This is a genomic window from Allobosea sp. FW305-C-101, from assembly GCF_058783685.1.
In genome coordinates, this window is sequence record NZ_JBYSYT010000001.1 from 610,987 (window position 1) to 629,475 (window position 18,489).

General features: G+C 66.4%; 18 protein-coding genes. 9 read left to right on the top strand and 9 right to left on the bottom strand.

The genetic code is table 11. The features are described 5' to 3' along the window. Positions 1–152: 152 nt before the first annotated feature. On the top strand, positions 153–482 hold the full coding sequence (locus tag AC3WMA_RS02865; protein WP_492283891.1) for a hypothetical protein: 330 nt from the start codon (positions 153–155) through the stop codon (positions 480–482). Positions 483–588: 106 nt separating this feature from the next. Here the strand turns inward: AC3WMA_RS02865 and AC3WMA_RS02870 are convergent, their stop codons facing one another. Continuing rightward, the gene (locus AC3WMA_RS02870; protein ID WP_492283892.1) at positions 589–1,104 is read right to left on the bottom strand and encodes a CreA family protein; all 516 of its coding nucleotides are present in this window, start codon (positions 1,102–1,104) and stop codon (positions 589–591) included. A gap of 101 nt (positions 1,105–1,205) precedes the next feature. On the opposite strand from AC3WMA_RS02870, the gene AC3WMA_RS02875 reads away from it, so the two are divergent. Continuing rightward, complete coding sequence (locus AC3WMA_RS02875) at positions 1,206–1,778, top strand: GNAT family N-acetyltransferase (protein WP_492283893.1); 573 nt, start codon at positions 1,206–1,208, stop codon at positions 1,776–1,778. On the opposite strand, the gene AC3WMA_RS02880 is transcribed toward AC3WMA_RS02875, so the two are convergent. Together AC3WMA_RS02880 and AC3WMA_RS02885 are read right to left on the bottom strand one after the other, a co-directional pair. Then, positions 1,759–2,292 (bottom strand): hypothetical protein, encoded by a 534-nt coding sequence (locus AC3WMA_RS02880; RefSeq protein ID WP_492283894.1) that lies wholly within the window; start codon positions 2,290–2,292, stop codon positions 1,759–1,761. The two genes, AC3WMA_RS02875 and AC3WMA_RS02880, sit on opposite strands and share 20 nt — an antisense overlap. A gap of 95 nt (positions 2,293–2,387) precedes the next feature. After that, positions 2,388–3,398, bottom strand: a complete 1,011-nt coding sequence (locus tag AC3WMA_RS02885) for a fumarylacetoacetate hydrolase family protein (protein WP_492283895.1) — start codon at positions 3,396–3,398, stop codon at positions 2,388–2,390. A gap of 70 nt (positions 3,399–3,468) precedes the next feature. Between AC3WMA_RS02885 and AC3WMA_RS02890 the strand changes: the two genes are divergently transcribed. Beyond that, a complete protein-coding gene (locus AC3WMA_RS02890; RefSeq protein ID WP_492283896.1) occupies positions 3,469–4,554 on the top strand; it encodes a TRAP transporter substrate-binding protein in 1,086 nt (361 codons plus the stop codon). A 20-nt stretch (positions 4,555–4,574) separates the two neighbouring features. Continuing rightward, positions 4,575–5,072, top strand: coding sequence for a MarR family winged helix-turn-helix transcriptional regulator (locus AC3WMA_RS02895; protein WP_492283897.1), 498 nt, complete (start codon positions 4,575–4,577; stop codon positions 5,070–5,072). Between the two features lie 131 nt (positions 5,073–5,203). On the opposite strand, the gene AC3WMA_RS02900 is transcribed toward AC3WMA_RS02895, so the two are convergent. After that, positions 5,204–6,154, bottom strand: a complete 951-nt coding sequence (locus tag AC3WMA_RS02900) for a phosphoribosylaminoimidazolesuccinocarboxamide synthase (RefSeq protein ID WP_492283898.1) — start codon at positions 6,152–6,154, stop codon at positions 5,204–5,206. 392 nt (positions 6,155–6,546) lie between these two features. On the opposite strand from AC3WMA_RS02900, the gene AC3WMA_RS02905 reads away from it, so the two are divergent. Next, on the top strand, positions 6,547–7,698 hold the full coding sequence (locus tag AC3WMA_RS02905) for a DUF2865 domain-containing protein (RefSeq protein ID WP_492283899.1): 1,152 nt from the start codon (positions 6,547–6,549) through the stop codon (positions 7,696–7,698). 189 nt (positions 7,699–7,887) lie between these two features. Then, positions 7,888–9,213, top strand: a complete 1,326-nt coding sequence (locus tag AC3WMA_RS02910) for an MFS transporter (RefSeq protein WP_492283900.1) — start codon at positions 7,888–7,890, stop codon at positions 9,211–9,213. Positions 9,214–9,335: 122 nt separating this feature from the next. On the opposite strand, the gene gltX is transcribed toward AC3WMA_RS02910, so the two are convergent. Then, entirely contained in the window at positions 9,336–10,676 is a 1,341-nt protein-coding gene (gene gltX / locus AC3WMA_RS02915; protein WP_492283901.1) for a glutamate--tRNA ligase, read from the bottom strand. A gap of 89 nt (positions 10,677–10,765) precedes the next feature. Continuing rightward, positions 10,766–11,272 carry a hypothetical protein gene (locus AC3WMA_RS02920; protein ID WP_492283902.1) on the bottom strand — a complete coding sequence of 169 codons (507 nt, stop codon included), beginning with the start codon at positions 11,270–11,272 and terminating at the stop codon, positions 10,766–10,768. Between the two features lie 174 nt (positions 11,273–11,446). Between AC3WMA_RS02920 and AC3WMA_RS02925 the strand changes: the two genes are divergently transcribed. Continuing rightward, entirely contained in the window at positions 11,447–12,280 is an 834-nt protein-coding gene (locus AC3WMA_RS02925) for an outer membrane protein (RefSeq protein WP_492283903.1), read from the top strand. Positions 12,281–12,359: 79 nt separating this feature from the next. Here AC3WMA_RS02925 and AC3WMA_RS02930 read toward each other — a convergent pair whose 3' ends face one another. The 3 genes from AC3WMA_RS02930 to AC3WMA_RS02940 all read right to left on the bottom strand — a co-directional run bounded on the left by AC3WMA_RS02930 (position 12,360) and on the right by AC3WMA_RS02940 (position 16,705). Then, a complete protein-coding gene (locus AC3WMA_RS02930; RefSeq protein ID WP_492283904.1) occupies positions 12,360–13,745 on the bottom strand; it encodes a class II 3-deoxy-7-phosphoheptulonate synthase in 1,386 nt (461 codons plus the stop codon). Positions 13,746–14,068: 323 nt separating this feature from the next. Continuing rightward, complete coding sequence (gor, locus tag AC3WMA_RS02935) at positions 14,069–15,439, bottom strand: glutathione-disulfide reductase (protein ID WP_492283905.1); 1,371 nt, start codon at positions 15,437–15,439, stop codon at positions 14,069–14,071. 9 nt (positions 15,440–15,448) lie between these two features. Next, the gene (locus AC3WMA_RS02940) at positions 15,449–16,705 is read right to left on the bottom strand and encodes an O-antigen ligase family protein (RefSeq protein WP_492283906.1); all 1,257 of its coding nucleotides are present in this window, start codon (positions 16,703–16,705) and stop codon (positions 15,449–15,451) included. A 225-nt stretch (positions 16,706–16,930) separates the two neighbouring features. Between AC3WMA_RS02940 and AC3WMA_RS02945 the strand changes: the two genes are divergently transcribed. Together AC3WMA_RS02945 and AC3WMA_RS02950 are read left to right on the top strand one after the other, a co-directional pair. Then, positions 16,931–17,896 (top strand): Bug family tripartite tricarboxylate transporter substrate binding protein, encoded by a 966-nt coding sequence (locus AC3WMA_RS02945; RefSeq protein WP_492283907.1) that lies wholly within the window; start codon positions 16,931–16,933, stop codon positions 17,894–17,896. A 100-nt stretch (positions 17,897–17,996) separates the two neighbouring features. Beyond that, a complete protein-coding gene (locus AC3WMA_RS02950; protein WP_492283908.1) occupies positions 17,997–18,476 on the top strand; it encodes a tripartite tricarboxylate transporter TctB family protein in 480 nt (159 codons plus the stop codon). The last annotated feature ends 13 nt before the right edge of the window (positions 18,477–18,489 follow it).

The following is an 18,489-nucleotide window of genomic DNA, read 5'->3' on the forward strand; positions in this document are numbered from 1 at the left end:
TGCCTTTCCGCGGGCTTTCCGTCAAGAGGGCGCCCGATTGCTGCATTGCAGCATTGCCTCAAGGTTGCCGCGGTTCACTCAAATTTAACCGGCCGGAACCATCCTCCCGATTCGCGGGTTCTGCGCCCGCAACCCATCAGGAAACAGAATTCATGCGCCGCGCCGTGGCCCTCGTCGGACTGTTCGGGATCGCCGCCGCCGGCATCTCGCTGTCGATCATGCCGACCAGCCGCTCGGTCGCGGCCGCCAACGAGCCCCGCACCTTCCTGATCCCGGCCAGCGACGGCTACGGCGTCGCCGACTGCATCTCGACCAAGGCCGAATGCGGCAAGATCGTCGCCAATGCCTGGTGCGAGTCGCAGGGCTTCGGCAAGGCGGTCGCCTTCGGCGTCGCCAACCGCGAGGACTTCACCGGCTCCGTCACCAAGCAGAGCCCGGCGCAGACGGCCGAGCAGCCGCTCAGCATCACCTGCGGCGAATAATTTTCGTTAGAACGCGCGTCCTATCGGACGCAGGGTGGCGATCCAACTCGTTGGTCTGCGATCAGATTTATCCGAAAGGTGGGATCCACCTTTCGGTCTGATGCCTTCACCGAATCCATTCCGAGCATTTCGGCGGCTCACTCGACGTGCCCCAGGGCATGATCGGGACGGTCGAGGTCGAGTTCTGCGGCGAGCCGTCGATCAGCTTGTCGGTATAGACGAGATAGACCAGCACGTTGCGCTTGGCGTCGCAGCCGCGCACGATCTGCATCTTCTTCCAGATCAGCGAACGGCGCTCGCGGAAGACGACATCGCCCTGCTCCGCCTTCTCCTTGAACTTGATCGGGCCGATCTGGCGGCAGGCGAGCGAGACCTCGGAGACCTCCTCGGCCAGCCCGAACATGCCGGAGACGCCGCCCTTCTCGGGCACGGTGTAATGGCAGGCAACGCCTTCGACGATGGGATCATCAACGCCGTAGACGGCGAGCTTGTCGTTCGGCGTCAGCATCTTCCAGACGGTCGATTTCCTGAAGATCAGGTCTTCCTGCGCCGAGGCCGGCGACAGCATCATTCCCGACAGGGTGAGGGCCAGAGCGGCCAGGACCCAACGACGAAGCAGCATTCCCATTCTCCAGGCGCGTTCCAGCTTGGCGCCGGTCAGGATATGGGAAGCCGAACGGCGCTGCACCAGAGCTTTACGCCGCACACCATCGACTTCGAATCATGACCGGAACGAACCACGCCATGCTGCCGGAACTGGAGAGCGAGAGGCTACTGCTGCGCCCGCGAAGCTTCGCGGATCTCGACGCCATCGTCAGCATGAACGCCGACCCGCAGGTGATGAAGCATATTGCCGCCGTCGGCGACCCCGCGATGAATCGCGATGCCGTCGCGGCACGCAGCTTCAGCCATGTCGGTCGTGGGCTGGGCTACTGGTCCGTGTTCGCGAAGGCCGGGCCCGATGTCTTTCTCGGTTATGTCGGGCTCATTCCGGACGGCGATGCGGCTGAGGACGTTCAGTTGAGCTACCGTTTCATCGTTGCAAGCTGGGGCCGGGGCTATGCACGGGAGGCTGCAGCTTGCCTGCTGCGACATGGCTTCGAGACGCTCGAACTGCCCAGCATCGCCGTCACGACGCATCCGCTCAATCTGGCTTCGCTGCGTCTCGCTGAACGGCTGGGCTTCCAGCCTGCGCCGATGGACCCGACGATCCTGATCGGCGACCCGGCCGTGATCGCCACGCGTTTCCGCTTGACCGGCGAAGCGTGGCGCGGCCTCAACCCGCCAGCGGCTTGAAGACGAGATAGGCCGCGGCGAGCGCGCCGATGACGCCGAGCGCGAACAGGACGAGCTTCAACCGCGTCATCGTGCTGGCGAAGGCGACATTGCCGCCATCGACCTGCGGATAGCGGTCGAGCATGCGCGCCAGCGCGAAATTCTCGGCGACGTCGCAGAGCCCGCCGATGAGCCAGCCGCCACCGCAGAGCGCTGCCACCCACCAGGGTTGGCCCCGCATCGCAAGACCGGCGACGATCAGCGCGCCGACGATCGCATAGGTGAAGGCGCAGGCGACATCGGCCGGCAGCACGCGGTTGCGATAGCGGGAGCGCTTGTCCTCGCCATAGATCGTGAACAGCTTCTCGACATCGGCGACATTGTAGCCGTCCCAGTCGCCCTCCAGCATGCGCGGCACGCCTTGCCGGTTCGACCACAGGCCGACCGCCCAGAACAGCAGCACCACCAGCACCGGCCCCCAGACGAAGAAGGCCAGCGGAATGGCAGTCGAATAGAACGGCACGGTCTCGGTCATGGCGTCTCGGTTCTCGCGTCCCACATCGGCGCTTTGGACGTGACGTTATCCGGCCACCCGGCCGCCGCCAAGACGGGAGGCGGCCGGGAGGTCGATCAGCCTTGCGGCAGGATTTCCTGCTCGATCGTACCGAAGATCGAATGCCCGGTCGCATCCTTCATCTCGATGCGGACGGTGTCGCCGAAGCGCAGGAACGGCGTCTTGGGTCCGCCCTGCCGGATCGTCTCGACCATGCGCTGCTCGGCAATGCAGGCATAGCCCTGCCCGCCTTCCGCCACCGGCCGGCCTGGCCCACCGTCGGCATCGCGATTCGAGACCGTGCCGGCGCCGATGATGGTGCCGGCCGAGAGACGGCGCGTCGCGGCTGCGTGGGCGATCAGCGTGCCGAAATCGAAGGTCATGTCGGTACCGGCATCGGGCTTGCCGAAGAGCGTGCCGTTGACCAGCGCCAGCAGCGACAGATGCAAGCGGCCATCACGCCAGGCGTTGCCCAACTCGTCCGGCGTCACCGCCACCGGCGAATAAGCCGAGGACGGCTTCGACTGAACGAATCCAAAGCCTTTCGCCAATTCGCTGGGAATCCGATTCCGCAAGCTCACGTCATTGACGAGCATGACGAGGCGGATCGCCCCGAGCGCCTCCTCGCGGCTCGCGCCCATCGGCACGTCGCCGGTCACGACCGCGATCTCGGCCTCGAAATCGATGCCGTCCTCCTCGCTGCGGGCCTGCACGGCCTGACGCGGGCCGAGCGAGGCATCGCTGCCGCCCTGATACATCAGCGGATCGGTCCAGAAGCTCTCCGGCATGGTCGCCCCCCTCGCCTTCCGGACGAGATCGACATGGTTCACATAGGCCGAGCCGTCGAGCCACTGATAGGCGCGTGGCAACGGCGCGGCGCAATCGTGCTCGTGGAAGCGGAAAGACGGGACCGAGCCGTGCTCCAGCCCCTCGGCGAGATCGGCGAGGCGCGGCGCATTCCGCTCCCAGTCGTCGAGGGCCGCCTGCAATGTCGGCACGACCGGAAAGGCGTCGGTGGCGCGGGTCAGGTCCCGCGAGACGACGACGAGACGGCCGTCACGGCCATGCGCGAGCGAGGCAAGCTTCATGTCTTTTCATTCCTTCCCGGACGCGCCAATAAGGGCATAAAGGCATAACAATCCCTCGGGAGAAAACCATATGGAACGTCGCAGCTTTTTGAAATCGGGGGCACTGGCCGCCGCCGCGACGACCGTCGCGATGCCGGCGATCGCTCAGTCGCAGCCCGAGGTGAAGTGGCGCCTGACATCGAGCTTCCCGAAGTCGCTCGACACGATTTTCGGCACGGCGCAACAGTTCTCGAAATACGTCTCCGAGGCGACGGACGGCAAGTTCGACATCCAGGTCTTCGCGCCCGGCGAGATCGTGCCCGGCCTGCAGGCGCTCGATGCGGTCTCTTCCGGCACGGTCGAATGCGCGCATTCGCCGACCTATTTCTATATCGGCAAGGACCCGACGCTGGGTCTCGGCACCGGCATCCCCTTCGGCCTCAACGCCCGCCAGCAGCATAGCTGGTGGTATTTCGGCGGCGGCGAGCAGGTGGTGAATGGCGTGCTCGACCGTTTCAACGCCTATTCGATCCCCTGCGGCAATTCCGGCTGCCAGATGGGCGGCTTCTTCCGCAACGAATTGAAGAGCATCGACGACCTCAAGGGCCTGAAGTTCCGCATCGGCGGCATGGGCGGCGCGGTGCTCGCCAAGCTCGGCGTGGTGCCGACGCAGATCGCGCCGGGCGATGTCTATCCGGCGCTGGAGCGCGGCACGATCGACGCGGCCGAGTTCGTCGGCCCCTATGACGACGAGAAGCTCGGCTTCATCCGCGTCGCCAAGTACTACTACTACCCCGGCTGGTGGGAGGGCGGCGCCATGCTGCATCTGATCATCGGCAAGGATGCCTGGAACAAGCTGCCCAAGCACTATCAGGCGATCGTCCAGAACGCCTGCGAGGCGGCCAATAACTGGATGCTGGCGAAGTACGACTTCGTGAATCCGGGCGGGTTGCGCCGGCTGGTGGCGCAGGGCGCGCAATTGCGCGGCTTCCCGCTGCCGGTGATGGAGGCAGCGCTCAAGGCAGCCGAGGAATACTACGCCGAGACCAGCGCCAAGAGCCCGGACTTCAAGAAGGGCTACGATTCGATGGTCGCCTTCCGCGGCGAGAACCTGCTCTGGTGGCAGGTCGCGGAGCTGTCCTACGACTCGTTCATGAACAGGCTGAAGGCGCGCTGAGGCGCGCCTTCCTCACCGTCATGACGAAGAAGCCAACAACCGACACGCAAGACCAGGCGCTCCATCTGGAGCGCTTCCTGCCCTATCGCCTCAATGTCGTCGGCACGCTTGGCGGCCGCGCGCTCGGCCGCATCTATGGCGAGCATTTCGGGATCGGCATCCCGGAATGGCGCGTGGTGGCGCAGCTCGGCGAGTTCGGCAAGCTGACCTCGCGCGACATCGGCGAGCTCGCCCAGATGCACAAGACCAAGGTCTCGCGCGCCGTCGGCGAGCTGGAGAAGCGCGGTCTCGTCTCGCGCTCCGAGAACCGGCAGGACCGGCGCGAATCCTTCGTCACGCTGACCGCCGCGGGCAAGCGCATCTATGACCAGATCGTGCCGCTGGCTCTGGGCTTCGAGGCGCGCTGGATCGAGGGCATCGCGCCCGACGAGCTCAAGGTGTTCGAGCGTGTGCTCTCGACGCTGACCGAGCGCGGCCGGCACCTCGCCGGCAATTATCGCGAGGAAGACGGGGCATAGAGAGCGACCCAGGTCATGGCCGTCATGCTCGGGCTTGACCCGAGCATCTCATGACACGGAGGCTCCTCGCCTCGCCCTGCCTGAGATTCTCGGGTCTGCGCTGCGCTCCGCCCGAGAATGACGAGCCTAGCCTAGAAATACTTCGCCAGATTGCGCCGGATCCGCTGCGCCGGGTCCTCGCCCTTCGACGGGTAAGCGAAGGCGGTTCCCGTGATCGCCTCATAGGCCCTGACATAGACCGCAGAGGTCTCGTCGATCAGCTCCTGCGGGATCGGCGGCAGATCCTGCGTATAGGGATCACAGCGCGCCACGACCCAGTTGCGCACGAAATCCTTGTCGAAGGATTCGGGCTTGCCGCCGGCGGCGAAGCGCTCGGGATAGCTTTCGGCGAACCAGTAGCGGCTCGAATCCGGCGTATGGATCTCGTCGGCCAGCAGGATGTTGCCCTCGGCATCGGTGCCGAACTCGTATTTCGTATCGGCGAGGATCAGGCCGCGCTCAGCCGCGAGCTTCTGGCCACGGGCGAAGAGCGCCAGCGCATAGGCCGAGACGGTATCCCACTGGGCCTGGGTCAGCAGCCCCTCCCCCACGATCTGCGCGGCCGAGAGCGGCTCGTCATGGCCGCCGTCGAAGGCCTTGCTCGTCGGGGTGATGATCGCCTGCGGCAGCGCCTCGTTGTCGCGCAAGCCCTCCGGCAAGGTCATGCCATACATCTCGCGCCGGCCCTGCTTGTACATCGTCAGGATCGAGGTGCCGGTCGTGCCGGCGAGATAGCCGCGCACCACCATCTCGACGGGCAGGATCTCCAGCCGCTTGCCGACGACGATGTTCGGATCGGGATATTCCAGCACATGGTTGGGGCAGATATCGGCGGTCTGCTCGAACCAGTAGCGCGCCGTCTGCGTCAGCACCTGGCCCTTCAGCGGAATCGAGGCGATCGCGCGGTCGAAAGCCGAGAGCCGGTCGGTCGAGATCAGGATACGGCGGTTGTCGGGCAGGTCGTAATTCTCGCGGACCTTGCCGCGATAATAGTTCGGCAGCTCCGGGATGACGGCTTCGTGAAGAGGCAGATAGTCGGACATGGGGCGGGCTTGCCTGGTTGGCGCTGCACGGAAGGCCGGCGCGGGCGGGCCGCTGCCGCAGGTCTTCTAGAGCACGCGCCGATCCGACTGCAACGCAGTCGGATCGGATAACGCGTTCTCTCACTCAAATTTGGAGGCGGATTCACCGATCAGGTTGAATCAACCTGATCGGATCCGGCTCCAGCAAGAACCGGAGTTTTCCACCACCGGCGCGGCGCATGCGTCCCCGGATTGCTGCGCTTGCCCGGATGTGGCATGCGATGCCCTCGCAATGGAGCATCCGCGCGGCCTGCGAGAGGCGCGGCTCCGCTCCATAGTTCCGTCGTGTTTGGCGGGTGTTCTAGACCACTGCTCCCGGACGGAGCCGGCAAGCCGGCTCGACTATGGATGACGTGACCCGACCTGCGATGATGCTGCGACTTTCCCGACGCTTCGGCATGGCCCTCGTGATGCTGGCCGCCCTCGATGGTACCGCCGTGGCGCAGTCGGCGTCCTGCAACGCCTGGCGCGCCGAGCTCGACGGCCTTCAGGGCCAGAGCGGCAGCGATCCGCGCGCGGCCCAGGCCGCGCAGCGCGTCGGCGCCCAGCTCGCGCAATTGAGCAACCAGTACCGCTCCATGGGTTGCGACCGCGGCTTCAGCTTCTTCGACTCACCCCCACCGCAATGCAATTTCATCCGCCAGCAGATCGGCCAGTTGCAGAACCAGTACGGTGCGCTGCAGCGGCAGGCGCAGGGCGGCGGCATCGAGCAGCGCCGGGCCCAGCTCATCGCCGCGATCAACAGCAATTGCCGGGCGCAGCCGCGCGGCTTCTTCGACACGATCTTCGGGCGTGATCCCGGCCCCGGCACACTCGATTCGACCCTGCCCGAGCTCGATCCCGAACAGCCGCTGGAGCCGGCGAAGCCGCGTCTCGGCGGCCCGCAGACCGTTTGCGTCCGTACCTGCGACGGCTACTTCTTCCCGCTCGCGAACAATACCGGCAATGGCGACGAGATGTGCCAGGCGCTCTGCCCCGGCACCGAGACGCTGGCCTATGGCATGAGCACGGGCGGCGACATCCAGAACGCGGCCTCGCGGTCGACCGGCCAGCCCTATTCCTCGCTGGCCAATGCCGGCAAATACGCCCGCAGCTTCGATGCCGCCTGCACCTGCCGCGGCCAGGGGCAAAGCTGGTCGGCCGCCCTCAAGGATGCCGAGTACCTGCTCGACAAGCGCAAGGGCGACGTCATCCTGACCGAGCAGCGCGCAGCCGAACTGTCGCGGCCTAAGGCCGACCCCAAGCGCAAGGGCGCTCCGACCCAGACGGCTGCTCCGGCGCCGGTTCCGGCCGTGCCTGACGAGAAGCCGATGCCATCCGAGGATTCGCCGACGGCGGGCACCGAGTCGGCCGGCGTCGGCCCCGATATTGTCGGCGAGAAGGTGCTCGACAAGAAGGACGGGCTGAAGAGCGAATCGCAGAGCCCTACCGGCGAGCGCCGGACGGTGCGGATCGTCGCGCCCAATCTCGCACCGAACCTCAGCCCGCAGGTCGCGCGGCCCTGAGCGCAAAAAAGTTCCATGCAACCAATGCATGGAAGGCCTATCGAAAGCGATGCGATCGCTTCTGGACGCATGACTGGAACGGCAGCATAAGAGGCCATCCAAGCCGCCTCCGGGAGGCCGCCAGACCCGTCCCACGGCTCGTTCGCGCCGCGCGCCCGCTTCTGACGCTCCCCAGCTCAGAAGGCCGCCATGTCAGAGACGACTGCGACAGCTCCCGCCCATCCCATCCAGTTCGACGACGCCAGGCGCCGCTTGAAGGCGATCTTCATCGGCTCGGTCGGCAATCTCGTCGAGTGGTACGATTTCTACGCCTACACCGCTTTCGCGCTCTATTTCGCGCCGGCCTTCTTCCCCTCGCATGATCCGGTGGTGCAGCAGCTCAACGCCGCGACACTGTTCGCGGCCGGCTTCATCGTGCGGCCGATCGGCGGCTGGCTCTTCGGCCATCTCGCCGACCGCTACGGGCGACGCCTGTCGCTGACCGTCTCGGTCGTGATGATGTGCTTCGGCTCGCTGATCATCGCGGTGACGCCGACCTATGCGACGATCGGCTTCGCGGCCCCGGCCCTGCTGGCGCTGGCGCGCATCATCGAGGGCCTGAGCCTCGGCGGCGAATACGGGGCGAGCGCGACCTATCTCTCGGAGATCGCCGATCCCGAGCATCGCGGCTTCTATTCGAGCTTCCAGTACGTGACGCTGATCGGCGGGCAGCTTACCGCGATCCTGGTGTTGCTCCTGCTCCAGAACGTCTTCCTGACGCATGAACAGCTCGTCGACTGGGGCTGGCGCATTCCCTTCGTCATCGGCGCGATGCTCGCCGTCACCGCCATGCTGATGCGCCGGCACATGCACGAGACGGAGTCCTTCGAGGCCGCCAAGGCGACGATGAAGAAGAAGGAAAGCTCGCTCAAGGGCCTGCTGAAATATCCGCGCGAGGTCGCGATCGTGGTCGGTCTCACCGCCGGCGGCACGGCGGCCTTCTACACCTTCACGACCTATATGCAGACCTTCGTCAGGCAGACGGTCGGCCTCTCCGACCTGACCACGACCTATGTCATCGCGGGCTCGCTGATCTTCGCGGCGCTGCTGCAGCCGATCTACGGCATGATTTCGGACCGGATCGGCCGCAAGCCGATGCTGATCTTCTTCGGACTGGCGGGCTCGCTCCTGACCGTGCCGATCCTGACGGCGCTCGCCGATACCAAATCGGCCTTCACGGCCTTCCTGCTGATCTGCGGCGCCTGGATCTTCACGGCCGGCTACACCTCGATCAACGCCGTGGTGAAGGCGGAGCTGTTCCCGACCGCGATCCGCGCCACCGGCGTCGCCGTGCCCTATGCCGTGACCGTCTCAATCTTCGGCGGTACCGCGCCGGCCATTGCGCTGTTCTTCAAGCAGCAGGGCCACGAACAGTGGTTCTACTACTATCTCGCCGGCGTGATTTTCCTGTCATTCCTGGTCTACGCGACCATGCGCGACACCAAGCACGCCTCGGCGATGGAGCGGCATGAGTGAGGAGATCGAGTGCTCCACACGAGATGGGCGGGCTTATCCCAACCATCACGGCTTCTTCTAACGGAAGCGGCGCTTAAGACGTGGATGCTCGCCACCAGGGCGAGCATGACGGAGTGAGAGCATCAGGCGCTCTCGCCGGCCAATCGCTTCAGCGCCTTTTCGCGCCCGATCAGCGGCAGCAGCGCGGCGAGTTCCGGGCCATGGTCGAGCCCCGTCAGGGCCTGACGGAGCGGCATGAACAGCGCCTTGCCCTTGGCGCCGGTCGCCGCCGAGACGGCTTGCGTCCAGCTCTTCCAGGTCGTGGCGTCGAAGGGCTCGACCGGCAGCAGCCCGGCCGCGGTCACAACGAAGCCGGCATCGGCGATCACGGGCTCGATCGCCCCCTGCACCACGCGCCACCACTGGGCCGCTTCGTCCAGCTTGGCGAGATTGCCGCGCACGGCCTGCCAGAACGCCTCGTCAGCGGCGACGCCGAGCGCTTTCAGGCGATCCTCGACCGCCACGAGCGGCAACTGGTGCAGCGTGCGGGCGCTCAGCGTCTCAAGCTCGTGCTCGTCGAACTTGGCCGGCGCGCGCGAGACATGGGCGAGTTCGACGAGGCCTGCGAGCTCGTCGAGGCTCGCCACCGGACGCACGGCATCGGAGGTGCCGACCAGCGTCGCCAGCGCCGCCACGGCCAGCGCCTCGACGCCGGTCTCGCGCAGGCCGCGCAAAGAGAGATGGCCGAGGCGCTTAGATAGCCCCTCACCGCTCGCGGTGGTCAGCAGGTTGTGGTGGCCGAAGGCCGGCAGGCTCGCACCGAGCGCCTCGAAGATCTGGGCCTGGACCGCCGTGTTGGTGACGTGGTCCTCGCCGCGGATGACATGGGTCACGCCGGTCTCGATATCGTCGACGACGGAGGGCAGCGTGTAGAGATAGCTGCCATCCTCGCGCACCAGCACCGGGTCCGAGAGCGAAGCGCAGTCGACATGGGAGGCACCGCGCACGAGATCGTCCCAGGCGACTTCGCGCGGTTCAAGCAGGAAGCGCCAATGGGGCTTGCGCCCCTCCGCCGCGAAGGCCGCCTTCTGCTCGTCGGTGAGCTTCAGCGCGGCGCGGTCATAGATCGGCGGCAGGCCACGGGCGAGCTGGCGCTTGCGGCGGCGATCCAGCTCATCGGCCGTCTCGTAGCAGGCATAGAGCCGCCCTGCCCCGCGCAAACGATCGGCGGCGGCGTCATAGATCGCCAGCCGCTCGGACTGCTTGATCACCTGATCGGGCACGATGCCGAGCCAGCCGAGGTCCTCGGCGATGGCATCGGCATATTCCGCCTTCGAGCGGGCAATATCGGTATCGTCGTAGCGCAGCAGGAAGCGGCCGCCATGCCGGCGCGCGAAGAGCCAGTTGAACAGCGCCGGCCGGGCGTTGCCGATATGGAGATAGCCGGTGGGCGACGGCGCGAAGCGAACGAGGGGCGAGGTCATGGCCCGGCTTATGGCGCGTTTGCCGGCAGGCGACAATCATGCCGTTGCGCCTGAACCCTCCTCGGTCTTCCATCGCACTGACGCAACTCCTACAGCCCGGCCGAGCAGGACAGGGCCAGCGTGGCTCCCTGCCCACCGACATAGTTGCTTGCCGTAGCCGCAGGGTAGTCGATCAGCTTCCCGTTCCTCGCTCTCGGCAATTCATGCGGCACCGCGCCCGGCGAGGCCACGACCTCGATGATCTCGTCGAAATGCCCATCCGTGATTCCCACCAACGGCGTGCCGACGCGGATGCGTACGATGGTCCCCCGCCCGAGATGCTTGCCGGGAGGAACGACCGCATTGCCTTCATGCCAGGAAATGTCGTCCATCGCGCAGCTGACGCGAACGAGATCCCTGGCCGTCAGGCTGCGGTTCGGATAGCGCGCCTGTGCCGCTGCGAGCGCTTGCGCCGGGTTCGATACCTCCGCAGGACCCTTGACCCAGGCGACCGCCGTGCCGCCGACCGGTGGCGGCAGCGAGCCGCAGGCAGCGAGCCCAAGCGCGGCTGCAGCGACCGGAAGCCAGCACCCTAGCCGGCAGAGAGTTTCACGCATGCGCAAGGCTCCAGCTGAAAGGGCAAGGGTCGATGTCCTGCAGCACGAACTGACCATGACGCAAGGTGCTGGACGAATAGCGATGTTAACCCGGCATTAGGGTTACCAAGGCATGAATTGTGCCCAGAGCGAGGTGAAACGGGTGGAACCGGACCGTCGCTTGGGGAGATCAGGATGCGCATCCGTTCCATCGCGCTCATGCTTGGGTCTACGATCCTTGCGACCAGCCTTTTCGCCGCGCCGACGCTTGCGGCGGACTACCCCGTGCTGCGCGGCTCGCAGGTCGAGGACGCGCCGCCGGCGCCCGACAGGTTTTCATGGGATGGCTTCTATATCGGCGGCTTTGCCGGGCAGGCGCAATCTCGTTTCGAGCGAGACCGCAGCGTCGACCGGCTCGTGGATTACGCGCTGCTGAACACGACGATCGCGGCCACGGCCAATGTCCGCGACATGACGATCACCATGCCGCGCCGCGACAGCGGCAGCATCTTCGGCGGCTATGCCGGCTATAACTGGGCCTTCGGCGAGGTGGTCATGGGCCTGGAGGCCGACTACTCGCGCATCGACCAGGAAGCGATGTCCTCCCGCATCGAGTCGCGGCGCATCGGCAACGAATTCCTCACCGTCGGCTCGACCCAGAACGCCCGGATCAACGACTACGTCTCGCTGCGGGCGCGCTTCGGCTATGCCTATGGCCGCCTGATGCCCTATTTCACGCTCGGTGCCGCGGCAGGGCGCTTCGACACCAATGTCTCGATCTATACCGACTGGGGTCCGACCGACGTCAACGGCGTCGCCCTGGGCAGCTATGTCGGCTGGCCGCGCACGGTCGGCGGCCCGAAGAAGGATGTCTGGGGCTATGGCGGCGTGATCGGCGGCGGTATCGAAGCGGCGCTGACCGACAATCTGATCGTCCGCGCCGAGTATCTCTATACCCGCTTCAACGATGTCGAGGGCGTCACCACGAGCCTCAACCAGGCCCGCGTCGGCGCCGCCCTGAAGTTCTGATAGACAGCGATAGCAAACAGAAAAGGGCCGGTGCGGATCGCACCGGCCCTTTTCATTTTCGCTGGGGGGCGACGCCGGCTTACTCGGCCGCCTCGACCTCGGGCCGCGCCCGGCCGGCGCGCTGGCGCTTGACCAGCTCGGCGACGATGAAGGCGAGCTCCAGCGCCTGCTCCGCGTTGAGACGCGGGTCGCAGAACGTGTGGTAACGGTCGTTGAGGTCCGCATCGGTCATGCCGCGCGCGCCGCCGGTGCATTCGGTGACGTTCTTGCCGGTCATCTCCAGATGCAGGCCGCCGGCATGGGTGCCCTCGGCCTGGTGGACGGCGAAGAAGTTCTTCACCTCGCCCAGGATCAGGTCGAAGGGACGGGTCTTGTAGCCGCTGGCAGCCTTGACCGTGTTGCCGTGCATCGGATCGCAGGACCAGACGACATTGCGGCCTTCGCGCTTCGTCGCCCGCACCAGCGCCGGCAGATGATCAAAGACCTTGTCGGCGCCGAAGCGCGCGATCAGCGTGAGACGCCCCGCCTGGTTCTGCGGATCGAGCACGTCGATCAGCTTGAGCAGGCCATCGACCGTGGTCGAGGGACCGCATTTCAGGCCGATCGGGTTCTTGATGCCGCGGAAGAACTCGACATGGGCATGGTCGATCTGGCGGGTGCGATCACCGATCCAGACCATGTGGCCGGAGGTAGCGTACCATTCGCCGGTCGTCGAATCCGTCCGCGTCATCGCCTGCTCGTAGCCGAGCAGCAGCGCCTCGTGGCTGGTGTAGAAGTCGGTCGTGCGCATCTCCGGATGGGTCTCCGGATCGATGCCGATGGCGCGCATGAATTCCAGCGCCTCGGTGATGCGCTCGGCCACTTCCTGGTAGCGATGCGACTGCGGGCTATCCTTGACGAAGCCGAGCATCCAGCGATGCGCGTTGTCGAGATTGGCGTAGCCGCCGGTCGCGAAGGCGCGGATCAGGTTCAGCGTCGCGGCCGACTGGCGATAGCCCTCGAGCTGGCGGCGCGGATCGGGAATGCGCGCCTCGGCCGTGAACTCGTTGTCGTTGACGATGTCGCCCTTGTAGCTCGGCAATTCGACGCCGCCGATCGTCTCGGTCGGGGCCGAGCGCGGCTTGGCGAACTGGCCGGCGATGCGGCCGACCTTCACCACCGGCGAGCCGCCGGCGAAGGTCAGGACGACCGCCATCTGCAGGAACAACCGGAAGAAGTCGCGGATATTGTCGGCCGAATGCTCGGCGAAGCTCTCGGCGCAATCGCCTCCCTGGAGAAGGAAGGCTTCACCGGCGGCGACCTTGCTCAACGCCCGCTTGAGCTTGCGCGCCTCGCCTGCAAAAACGAGCGGCGGAAAGCCGGCGAGCTGCTGCTCAACCGCCTTCAAGGCTGCCTGGTCCGGATATTCCGGAATCTGCTGGACGGGCTTGGCCCTCCAGCTATCTGGCGTCCACCGCTCGGACATGGGACTTACGTGCTCCTGACTGTGAGATCGCGCATCGTTAACCTCTTGGTAGCGCGAAGGGGCGGCTATACACCGATGATGTGGGAATGGCCACCGTCTGAGGGAAGCCCTCGCGGCAGGCCGCCCTGCCCGCCATCGCAAGCGATCGAAAAGCCGATTCCCGGCAACGGGATAGCGGCCATCGTTACGCTATCACAGCAACGGCCTGCCATCCCGATTCAAGTGCTTCACAGCCCGATTCAACAGGGCGGTGGGAACGACCTTTGTCATTCCGGGGTTTCGCGCAGTCGCGAACCCGGAATGACAAGGATGATTTCGCTACTTTAGCCCGCACGCGGCGTGCGCATCGTCACCAGCTCCTCGGCCGCGCTCGGATGCAGCGCGACGGTGCGGTCGAAATCGGCCTTGGTCGCGCCCATCGTCACGGCGATCCCGACCGCCTGGACGATCTCGCCGGCATCGTGCCCGAGGATATGAACGCCGAGCACCTTGTCCGATTGCGCGTCGACCACGAGCTTCATGTAGATGCGCTCCTGACGGCCGGAGATCGTCGCCTTCATCGGTCGGAAGCCGGATTCGAAGACCTTGACCTCATGACCCGCGGCGAGAGCCTGCGCCTCCGACAGGCCGACGGTGCCGACCTCCGGCGTCGTGAAGACGGCCGAGGCGATGGTGGCGTGGTCGACCGTCCAGGTCCGGCTGCCGAAGGTCGAGTCGGCGAAGGCATGGCCCTCGCGGATCGCGACCGGCGTCAGGTTGACCCGGTTGGTCACATCGCCGACGGCATGGATCGAGGGCACGCTGCTGGCCGAGGCCGCATCGACCTTGATCTCGCCAAGCGGGCCCATCGCGACGCCGGCCTGCTCCAGGCCGAGCCCCTTGGTGTTCGGCCGGCGGCCGGTGGCGACGAGGATGACATCGGCATCGATCGGCTCGCCCTTGGCGCAATGGGCGCGGCGGGTGCCGTCGGCCAGCTCCTCGATCCGGTCGATCGTGCAGCCCAGTCGCAGGGTGATCCCGGCATGGAGAAGCGCATCGCGCAGGCGGATGCGGATATCCTCGTCGAAGCCGCGCAGGATGTTGTCACCCCGGTGCAGCACCGTCACCGCGACCCCGAGCCGGGCGAAGAGGCTGGCGAATTCGAGCGCGATGTAACCGCCGCCGACCACGAGCAGGCGCTTCGGCAACGCCGGCAGGTTGAAGACCTCGTTCGAGGAAATGCCGAGCTCGCCGCCGGGGATCGGCGGATCGAAGGACGGCCAGCCGCCGGTCGCGACCAGGATATGGCGGGCGCGGATCACCTCCCCGCTCTTCACCAGCCGGACCTGATGCGGGCCTTCGACGACGGCGCGCTCCTCGCGAATCTGGACCTTCGCGCCCTCGAGCCCCTTGCGATAGAGGCCCGACAGGCGGGTGACTTCGTTGGCCACGGCGTCGCGCAGCGTCGGCCAGTCGAAGACGGGCGCCTGCGGCAGGGTCCAGCCGAAGCCGGCGGCGTCCTCGAAATCCTCGGCGAAGCGGCTGGCATAGACGAAGAGCTTCTTCGGCACGCAGCCACGGATGACGCAGGTGCCGCCGATGCGGTCCTCCTCGGCGATCATGACGCGGGCGCCGTGGCCGGCGGCGATGCGCGCGGCGCGCGTCCCGCCCGAGCCTGCACCGATGACGAAGAGATCGACGTCGAACTCAGCCATGATACCCCCTCAACCGTCCTTGTCGGCGGACGGCAAGCCGTACAATAACCAGATGGACGCCAGCGCCAGCGCGGCGATCCACCATCCCTGCCAGGCCCCATGCGCCACCGTCGCGACGCCGAAGGCGCTGGCGGCCAGCGCCAGACGCGGCGCGAGGTCACGTGCCGGCAGGTTCCTCAAGCGCCACAGCAGCATGAGTCCGGCCAGCGTCAGCAACACAGCACCGACGACGCCCGTCTCGACCCAAGCCTGGACCGGCGCGCTGTGCGGATGACCGACCGCGAGCAATTGGCGGCGCGGCGGCGAAACTTCAAGCGCCACAGGATGCCGATCCAGTGTGGGCGAAGTGCCGAAGCCGGAGCCCAGCAGGGGCCGCGCCCGGATCGCCTCACCGAAGCTCAGCCAGATATCGACCCGGTCGCGCGAATGGGAGTTGGCGAGCCGCTCATGCAGGGATTGCGGCAACGCCTCGTCGCCGAGGCGCCCGATCACCGGCGCGACAGCCATCGTCGCGAAAAAGCCGAGCGCGACCAGCACGAGCATGAGGCGCGGCAACAGCCGGGCTGCCAGCCAGGTCAGCGCGAGAATGAGGAAGCCGAGCCCGGCCGCACCGCTCTCGGAATCGAAGGAGATCATCGCCACGACGACGACGCAGACCGCCGCCAGCAGCCAGTCCAGCGCGCCACTTTTCCGACGAAGCGACAGCCCCGCAACCGCCGCCGGCAGCAGGACGAGGCAGACCAGGACCGGGCGGTTGAAGATGTAGGTAACCTGCTTGCCGATATCGAGCGCGATGCGCGCGGAGAGCCCCGTCGCGAGCTCGGCCATCATAAACACCGCGGCAAGCGCTATCGCGAGCGCCAGGGCCCGACTTTCCGATCGCCCCGGCTGGAGGCGGCCGCTCGCGGCGATGACGAAGCCGCTGGCCAGCGGCAGGGCCAGCTCGCCCCACATCGACATGCTCGCTCCGATGCGATGGCTCCAGGCGATAGAGATCAGCGACCAGAGCAGGAAACCGCCAAGCGCCAGCCCGATCGGCGTGCCGATACCGTTTCGCAAGCGCTGCAGAAGCGGCGCCCAGCCCTCCGCCGCGACGGCCGAGGCAAGGAAGCTCAGGGCAGCCAGCCCGAGGAAAAGCGGCGCCGAGCGATTGGCAACCCACATGCCCAGTGGCAATGCGATCAACAGGCCTGTGCCGAGACGGGCGAGACGCCGGGGCAGAATCGGCTCAAAAGGCGAGGCGCCGGAAGAGGTCTGGTGGCTCATGAACCTGCGCTTACGCGATCATGCCGGATGCGGCCAGTGGCGGACTGGAACATTCGAGCGAGTCGTAGAACCAAAGATATAGAAGATGCGGCGAAAGCGGCCTGTCGTCGAAAATTCTTGACTTCCGATTATGCAATCAGGCGCAATTGACGACCGGCGCGGCAAGGTGCCACAGGCGGACCGCCCAAGAAACCCGTGGGCCAAAGCCCGCAAGCGGAGGAATTCATGCTGACATCCATCCTGAAGCGCACGGCCCTGACGGCAGTGGCACTGGCTGCCCTGTCCACAGCCGCCTTCGCGCAGCTCAACGAGCTGAAGATCATGGCTCCCGCCGCGCCCGGCGGCGGCTGGGACGGCACGGCCCGTTCGATGCAGCAGGCGCTGACGGCTGCCGGCATCGTCAAGAGCGTGCAGGTCAACAACGTCACCGGCGCGGGCGGCACCATCGGCCTTGCGCAGCTGATCGGCGCCAAGGGCGACGGCCACCAGCTGATGGTCAACGGCTTCGTCATGGTCGGCGCCATTCTGCTCAACAAGTCGCCGGTCAACCTGACCCAGGTCACGCCGATCGCGCGCCTCACCGCCGAGGCCGAGGTCATCGTCGTCCCGACGGAATCGCCGCTCAAGACCGCCAAGGACCTGGCCGAGCGCCTCAAGGCCGATCCGGCCAAGGTGACCTGGGCCGGCGGCTCGGCCGGCGGCACGGACCACATCCTCGCCGCGCTGTTCGCGCAGGCCGTCGGCGCCGATGCCAAGAAGATCAACTACATCCCGTTCTCGGGCGGCGGCGAGGCACTGGCTGCCATGCTCGGCGGGCGCGTCACGGCCGGCGTCTCCGGCTATGGCGAGTTCGAAGGCCAGATCAAGGCCGGCAAGCTGCGCGTGCTTGCCGTCTCCTCGTCGAAGCGCCTCGAGAACGCCCCGGATGCGCCCACGCTGAAGGAACAGGGCATCGATCTCGAGCTCCTGAATTGGCGCTCGGTCGTCGCCCCTCCCGGCCTCTCGGCCGAGCAGACCAAGGCCCTGATCGACACGGTCGAGAAGATGGTCAAGTCGAAGGAGTGGCAGGAAATCCTCAAGGCTCGCGGCTGGGATGATTCCTTCCTCGCTGGCGCCGCCTTCGACACCTTCCTGAAGGCGGAGATCGAGCGCGTCTCCAAGGTCATGACCGAAGTCGGCCTGGTGAAGTAAGCCAGCCGAAACGCTACAATCTGCGGGGGCCGGGAAACCGGCCCCTTTTCCAACCGTCAGAAGCGCCCCAAAAAGCGCCGGACACGATCGCGGGAACGCCATGACCAACGACACGCGCACGCACGGTGCCAACAAGCCGGCCCTGGTGGTAGGCATCCTGCTGCTGATCGTCGCCGTCCTCGTCGGCTATGACGCCTCGCAGCAGACCATCACGTCGACCTACGGCGTCGGCCCGACCGCGATGCCCTATGTCGTGGCGGCAGGCCTCGTCATCCTCGGTCTTTCCCATTTTGTCGTCGCGTTCCGCGAGGGACTGCCGCAGCCCGACGAAGCCGACAACCCTGCCCTGCTCTGGATCGCCGGCGGGCTGATCTTCCTGATCGCCTGCATCGGGCTCGGCGGCGGCTTCATCATCGCCATCGCCGTGGTCTTCGCCTGCACCGCCCGTGGCATGGGCCGCCGGGCCCTGGCTGTCGATGCCGCGATCGGCTTCGTGCTCGGCCTCATCATCTACCTCGTCTTCGCCAAGCTCCTGACGCTGATCCTGCCGTCGGGTCCGCTCGAGCGCCTGTTCCTCTGAGGAGAGCCCGACC